A 6,933-nucleotide genomic window follows, 5' to 3' on the forward strand; every position below is an offset into this window, starting at 1 on the left:
GGCGGTGTGCGTCGAAAACAGAAGAAAGCGGCGCTAGATGAGACCTACCTGGCGGACGTTCTCGCGGTCTGATGGCTTTCGTGCGTTTTCCCTGGACCGTCTGGTCTTCCTTGAGCTGCTGCCGGACCCGCTCCAGGGCCTCGCCGACATTGATATCGCTGATGGTCGTGTCACCGTAAGAGCGTGTCGAAGGGTCAGGCACACTATGCCAGACGAATCAGGTGGTTGGCGACAGGCTATCCGCAGCTACCTGAATAGTTACGGATTGATAAGGGTAATGTTACATTTAGGGCTTGCGTTGATGACCTTGTGTAAGCCATGGATGATGATCAAAGAGGTATATGGTGGCGAATACATCAATACAACAATTTCTAGAAGAAATTCAGCCTTATTTCTCGAGCGGCTGTCTTGGCTTTGTTGATGCGGGTGCACACAAGGGAAACGAGTTTCAAGTTGTCGCTGAATCTCCACTTTCGCCGTCTGAAGCGCACCTCTTCGAACCGAATTCCACCACCTTCGCCGCTCTTGGTGAAAACGCCAAGCGAGTCTTCAAGAAACGCTCCCTCAATCTCTACAACGTTGCCTTGGGGGACACACCGGGCAGGGTGGTGATGAAGGATGCCGATACCATGTCCAAGGTGATCGGTAGCGTCGATGAAAGAGGTGAGTCTGCGGCGAGCAGCAATGCCACTGCCTTCGAAGTCGATTGCGTCACCCTGGATAGCCTGGCGGATAACTTCACCGACCGGCGTATCTCCCTGCTCAAGGTCGATGTGGAAGGCTACGAGATGCAGGTGCTGCGTGGGGCCAAGGGTCTGCTCAGCGAGCAGCGCATCGATGTGATCTACATCGAGGCGGGGCTGAACCCGGAAGGCACCCAGCAGACCTACTACCGCCTGATCGACGACTACCTGATGGAACATGGCTACCGCCTGTTTCGCATCTACGAGCAGAAGCACGAGTGGATGGAGGATTCCCCCTTCCTGCGCCGCATGAACATGGCCTACTTCAGCAAGGATTTCGCGGCGCGCCACCCCTACAAGCTCACCCACCAGCTCTATGAGCAGGCCCAGGCGGCAAGGAAACCGGCCGCTCAGGCCGCGGAGCCCGCCAGCGCCAAGGCCAGTGGCGAGAAAGCGGCCGGGGAGAAAGCTGCCAAGGCGGGCAGGGCAGAGGCGCCATCTGCCGCTGGAGGGGAGTCCATCAGCTTTCGCCAGGCGGAGAGTTTCCACTGGCTGACGAAAGCGCTGCGCCTGCAGCGGCGGCTGCCGCACCTCTACGGCCGCGAGATGGCGCCGGATGTGCTACTCGACCTGCACGAGTGGGTGCGCGAGCATCGCCCCCACCGGGTGGTCAGCCTGGGCTCCGGTGCCTCCAGCCTGGTCATCGCCGATGCGCTGCGCCAGAACGGTATGGGCCGGCTGGTGGCCATCGATCACCTCAACGCCTATGCCGAGCGCGCTCGCGCCGCCTTGGCGCGTGAGTACCTCAAGGCCTGGGCCGAGGTTCGCGAAGCCCCCATGACACCCTGGGCGGGGGAGCATCCAGCCGCACAGTCGTCGGTGGATAACGGCGAGAAAGGCGACAAGGAAAACCAAGCCGAGAAGGCCAAGAAAGACAAGAAAGACGAGAAGGGCGAACCACCAGCCACACCCAGTTGGTATTCGGAAGATGCCCTCAAGGGGCTCGGCCCCATCGATCTGCTGGTGGTGGATGGGCCGGCGCAATCCAGCGTCCGCTTTGTGCGCTATCCGGCGTTGCCGGCACTCCTGGAACAGCTCAGCGACTCGGCCGAGGTGTGGCTGGACGATGCCAAGCGGGCCGACGAGAAGGCCATCGTCGACGCCTGGGCGCAGCGCTATGGCTTCACCGTCGATTGGGTCAAACACGAGAAGGGCCTGGCGCGGCTGAAGCGTCAGGCAAACCAGACATAAGCGAGGAACACAGGATCATGCAAGGCATTCCCCCTGCCATCGTGCGCAAGGCCATCATTCCGGTTGCGGGGTTTGGCACCCGGCTTTTGCCGATCAGTAAGGCCATTCCCAAGGAGATGGTGCCGGTGGTCGATCGCCCCATCATCCAGCATGTAGTGGAAGAGGCCCTCAAGGCCGGCCTCAACGAGATCATCCTGGTCACCCGCACCGGGAAGTCGGCCATCGAGGATCACTTCGATACCCACTTCGAGCTGGAGGCCAGCCTGGAGAAGAACGGCAAGACGGCGCTGCTGGAGATGGTCCGCGCCATCGCCCCGCCGGAGCTGAAGGTGACCAGCGTGCGCCAGCCCCAGGCGCGCGGCCTTGGTCATGCCGTCTTCTGTGCCGGGCAGCTGCTGCAGCCGGATGAGCCCTTCGCGGTGCTGCTGCCGGATGTGCTGGTCAAACCACAGCCGCAGGATGAGCGCGACGACCTCAGTCGCATGGCCCAGCAGTGGGCAGCCACGGCCCAGGCGCAGATCATGGTGGAGGCCGTGCCCAGGGAGGAGGTGCAGCGCTACGGCATCGTCGACTGTGGCGGCGAAGAGCCCGCCGGCGGTGAAAGCCTGCCCATGCGTGGCGTGGTAGAGAAGCCTTCGCCCGAGAAGGCGCCGTCGCGCCTGTCGGTGATCGGCCGCTATATCCTGCCCTATCGCATCATGGAGCTGCTGAGCGACCTGCCGCCCGGCGCCGGCAACGAAATTCAGCTTACCGATGCCATCGCTCGGCTGATGCGGGAAGGCGAGGGCGTACAGGCCTATCGCATGCACGGCCGCTCCTTCGATTGTGGCCATATTCCCGGCTGGCTGGCCGCCAATGCCACCCTGGCCAGCGAAGCAGGCTATTAACGGTTTCTTTCCTTTCGGTAACACGCAATGGGTGAATCTGCATGGACGTAGCCAAGCAAGGCTCGCGTGAGCTGTCCTTGACCCCCTCTCTCAAGACGCTGGCCCAGGGGTCGATGTTCTGGCAGCCGGACCACCTGGCCCCCTCGCCCTGGCTCGAGCACTTGCCCCTGCTGTTCTGGCTGGTCGAGGCGCTGCAGCCGGAGCAGAGCGTGATCCTGGGGGATGCCGAGGGGGGGGCGCATCTCGGCATCTGTCAGGCGCTGTCACGGCTTGGGCTCAACGCGAGCTGCTACCTGGTGGCGGAGGGGGAAGCGCCGAACCGGGTTCAAGAGGAAGCGCGCCGCCGCTACGGTGGCTTGGCGCAGCGGCTGGCAACCACCTCGCTGCGTGCGCTTGGGCAGTTCGAGCCGGCGAGAACCGACCTGCTGGTGGTGAGTGCCGCCTGGGACGATACCGGCGTTGAGGAGATCATCGAACGCTGGCGCTCGCGCCTGTCGTCGCGGGGGGTGGTGGCCATGGTCGGGATCGCACGGCGTGAACCGGGCTGTGACCTGTTTCGCGCCTACGATTCGCTCAAGCAGCAGGCGCCGCACGTGACCTTCCCCCACGGCGATGGCCTGGGGCTATTGATGCTGGGCAGCGACGTGCCGCCGCTGCTGGAGCGGCTGCTGACGACCTGGGAGATGCCCCAGAGTGCTCGGGTGGTGCAGGACGTCTTCGCCCGCCTCGGTCGCGGCTGCCTGGACCAGCTGGTGGCGGAGCGGGAGCGCTGCCGCACAGGCGAGTTGAGCGAACAGCTGGAAGAGCTGAGCCAGCGGATCACGGGCGAAGGCGAGGCCAAGGCGCAGCTCGAACAGGAGCTTCAGGCGCGCAGCCGCGAGCTCGAACGGGCCACCCAGCAGCTCGCCCTGCTGGAGGAGCGCCACGCCCATGAGCGTGGGCACCTGGCGGAGCAGGTCAGCCAGCTGCAGGAGAGCCGCGCCGGGCTTACCCGGGAGCTGCAGGCGGTAAAGCACCGCCAGGAGGCCCAGAGCGAGGAAGCAGTGCAGCAGGCCGCCGAACTCGCCAGCCTGCGGGCCGAGCGCCAGCTGCATGGCGAGCAGCTGAAACGACTGGAAGAAACGAGCGAGGCGCGCTCCGAGCTGGCCCAGCAGTCCCACCGCTTCGAACTGGACCGCCTGCAGGGGGAACTGGCCAGGCAGGCCGAGGCGCTGACCGAAGCCAGCCGGGTGCGTGATGCGCTGAACCAGAAGCTCAAGCGCAACGGTGAGGAAAAACGTGCCCTGGAGCAGCAGTTGCAGCAGCGTGAACACGCGCTGGTTAAAGCCCAGGAGCAGGCCGGTTCGCTGCAGCAGCGGTTGGAGCGAGAGCAGGGCGAGCGGGCGAAGCGTGAGGCCGAATTGCAGGCCGAGGTGCAGGATGCCCAGCGTGAGTGCGAGCAGCTGCGAGATGCCGCTGAGCGCCAGATGGTCGAGAAGGCCGAGCTTGGCCAGCAGCTTAGCCAGCTGCAGGGCACGCTGGATGCCGAGCGCAGCGAACGCGGCCGCCTGCAGGCCAAGTGGCAGCAGACGCTCGACGAGAAGGACGCCGCCATCGCCACGCGCTTCGAGGAGCTGGCCACTCTCACCAAAATGCTCGAAGAGGCCGATGCGGAAAAGAGGCAGCTGCAAGCAAGGCTAGAGGCGGCCGCGAAAGAGTCTAAGCGCAACGATAGGGCGCTCACGGCGCAGCAAGAAGAGCAAAAGGCTGCGCTGGAAAGGCAGGTTGCCGAACTGAAGGACACGCTGAATGCCGAGCGTCGTGAACGAAATACCCTGCAGGCTGAGCTGCAGCATCGAATTCAGGAGAAAGAGAAAGAAGTCGAAACGCGTTTCGAAGAGCTGGCAGTCTTGACGCAGATGCTGGAAGAAAAGGACCAGCAGCTCGCCAAGCTGGGTGGTGAGGCACCAGGGGAGGTTCACCAGCCCGACCGAGCCGCCCGCATGCTGCCGTCTGTCTTGACCGGGGCGCTGGGCAAGCAGCACCGTGCCGCACGGAAGCTCAAGAAGGACGCGAAGGAAATCGAGTCTTCCGGATATTTCAACAAGAGCTGGTACCTGCAGCGCTACCCGGATGTGGCGGGTGATGCTCGATTCAAGAGCAGGCCGGCCTTGCACTACTTGAAGTTTGGCGGATTCGAGGGGCGCAGCCCGGGCCCTGATTTCGATAGCCAATGGTATCTTGATGAAAATCCCGATGTGGCCGTCAGTGGGATAAACCCACTGCTGCATTATGTTCGCTACGGCAAGCAGGAGGGGCGGAGCCCCCTTCCGGATGCCACGAGAGAGTAAGGGATACTCACCTTGCTTGGTTTTGATGTTGCTTGATTCTTATAGGGAATTTTTTCGATGAAGATTGCAGTTGCCGGAACCGGCTACGTGGGACTCTCCAATGCCATGCTGTTGGCACAGCATCACGAAGTAGTGGCACTCGATATTGTGCAGGATAAGGTCAAGAAGCTGAATGATCGGATTTCTCCGATCGAAGACAAGGAGATATCTGAATTTCTGCGCCGTGAGGACCTGGGGTTTCAGGCCACAATCGACAAGGAGTTGGCATATCGCGACGCAACTTACGTGATTATCGCCACGCCGACGGATTACGACCCGGAGACCAACTACTTCAACACCAGCAGCGTCGAAGCGGTGATCCAGGACGTCATGGACATCAACCCCGAGGCGGTGATGGTGATCAAGTCCACCGTGCCGGTGGGTTATACGGCCGCGGCCAGCCAGCGGTTCGGCACCGACAACCTGATCTTCTCGCCGGAGTTTCTGCGTGAGGGCAAGGCGTTGTATGACAACCTCTACCCCTCGCGGATCATCGTTGGCGAGCGCTCCGAGCGCGCCCAGCGCTTCGCCGAGCTGCTCAAGGAGGGGGCGGTCAAGCAGGATGTCGAGGTGCTGCTGACCAACAGCACCGAGGCCGAGGCAATCAAGCTGTTTGCCAACACCTACCTGGCGATGCGGGTGGCCTACTTCAACGAGCTGGACACCTATGCCGAGACCCACGGCCTGGATGCCCGTCAGATCATCGATGGCGTAGGGCTCGACCCGCGGATCGGCAACCACTACCACAACCCCAGCTTCGGCTATGGCGGTTACTGCCTGCCCAAGGATACCAAGCAGCTGTTGGCCAACTACCAGGATGTGCCCAACAACATGATCCAGGCCATCGTCGAGGCCAACCGCACACGCAAGGACTTCATCGCCGCGTCGGTGCTCAAGCGCCAACCCAGGGTTGTGGGCGTTCATCGCCTGATCATGAAGAGCGGCTCCGACAACTTCCGTGCCAGCGCCATGCAGGGCGTCATGAAGCGCATCAAGTCCAAGGGCGTCGAGGTTGTGGTATATGAGCCGGTGCTGGAAGAGGAGGATTTCTTCGGCTCCCGGGTCATCCGCGAGCTGGAGGCGTTCAAGGATCTTTCCGATGTAATCCTTGCCAACCGCATGGTCGAGGAGTTGAGCGATGTGGCCGACAAGGTCTACACCCGGGACCTGTTTGGCAGCGATTGAGTTTGCGTGAGCAGTGCGCGCCCTTCGGGCCGGTGAGGGAGTAGGAGTGAAGCGATTTCCAAGGCTGGCCGCGTTGCCGATTCGACGTATGCGCCAATGGCGGCAGCACTTCTTTGGTAGCGGCTCGAGTAGCGGTCGGGCGCCGATGCTGTCGGCGGTCGGCCATGACCCCAGTTTCGACCCGGAGTGGTACCTGGCCGAGTATCCCGACGTAGCGGCGGCGGGCATGGACCCCTGGCTGCACTACTGCCGCCACGGCAGGGCCGAGGGGCGCCTGCCGCGCCGCAACCGGGCCCTGGCCTGGGACCATCATCTGTGGCGGGGTGCCGAGGCGGTGATGGTACCGCGGCTGGAGGGCTTGCTGGATAGCCCCGATGCCACGCTGGAGGAGCAGGCCGAGGCCCGCTGGGCGCTGGCCCGTTGGCGGGCCTGGCAGGGGGGTTGGCAGGCGGTGGTGGCGTTGCTGGGGGCTATGGTCGGTGGCAGTGGCGAATCGCCGGAGTGCCGGACCATCAATAAATCGCGCTCCTACAATGATGTCGGTGGTGCCGGTGGTGC

Annotated in this window: 4 protein-coding genes and 1 pseudogene; all 5 read left to right on the forward strand. The window is 63.0% G+C overall.

All coding sequences use genetic code 11. From position 1 onward, the window contains the following. The first annotated feature begins 341 nt into the window (after window positions 1-341). A complete protein-coding gene (locus tag J5F18_RS11520; protein ID WP_346298770.1) occupies window positions 342-1,934 on the forward strand; it encodes an FkbM family methyltransferase in 1,593 nt (530 codons plus the stop codon). A 17-nt stretch (window positions 1,935-1,951) separates the two neighbouring features. Next, window positions 1,952-2,821 (forward strand): UTP--glucose-1-phosphate uridylyltransferase, encoded by an 870-nt coding sequence (locus J5F18_RS11525; RefSeq protein ID WP_346298771.1) that lies wholly within the window; start codon window positions 1,952-1,954, stop codon window positions 2,819-2,821. 41 nt (window positions 2,822-2,862) lie between these two features. Beyond that, window positions 2,863-5,151 (forward strand): hypothetical protein, encoded by a 2,289-nt coding sequence (locus tag J5F18_RS11530; RefSeq protein WP_346298772.1) that lies wholly within the window; start codon window positions 2,863-2,865, stop codon window positions 5,149-5,151. Between the two features lie 57 nt (window positions 5,152-5,208). Continuing rightward, entirely contained in the window at window positions 5,209-6,375 is a 1,167-nt protein-coding gene (locus J5F18_RS11535; RefSeq protein ID WP_346298773.1) for a nucleotide sugar dehydrogenase, read from the forward strand. Between the two features lie 145 nt (window positions 6,376-6,520). Then, window positions 6,521-6,933 (forward strand): annotated as a pseudogene (locus J5F18_RS11540) (hypothetical protein); the annotation flags it as partial.

The organism is Halomonas sp. BM-2019 (assembly GCF_017584085.1).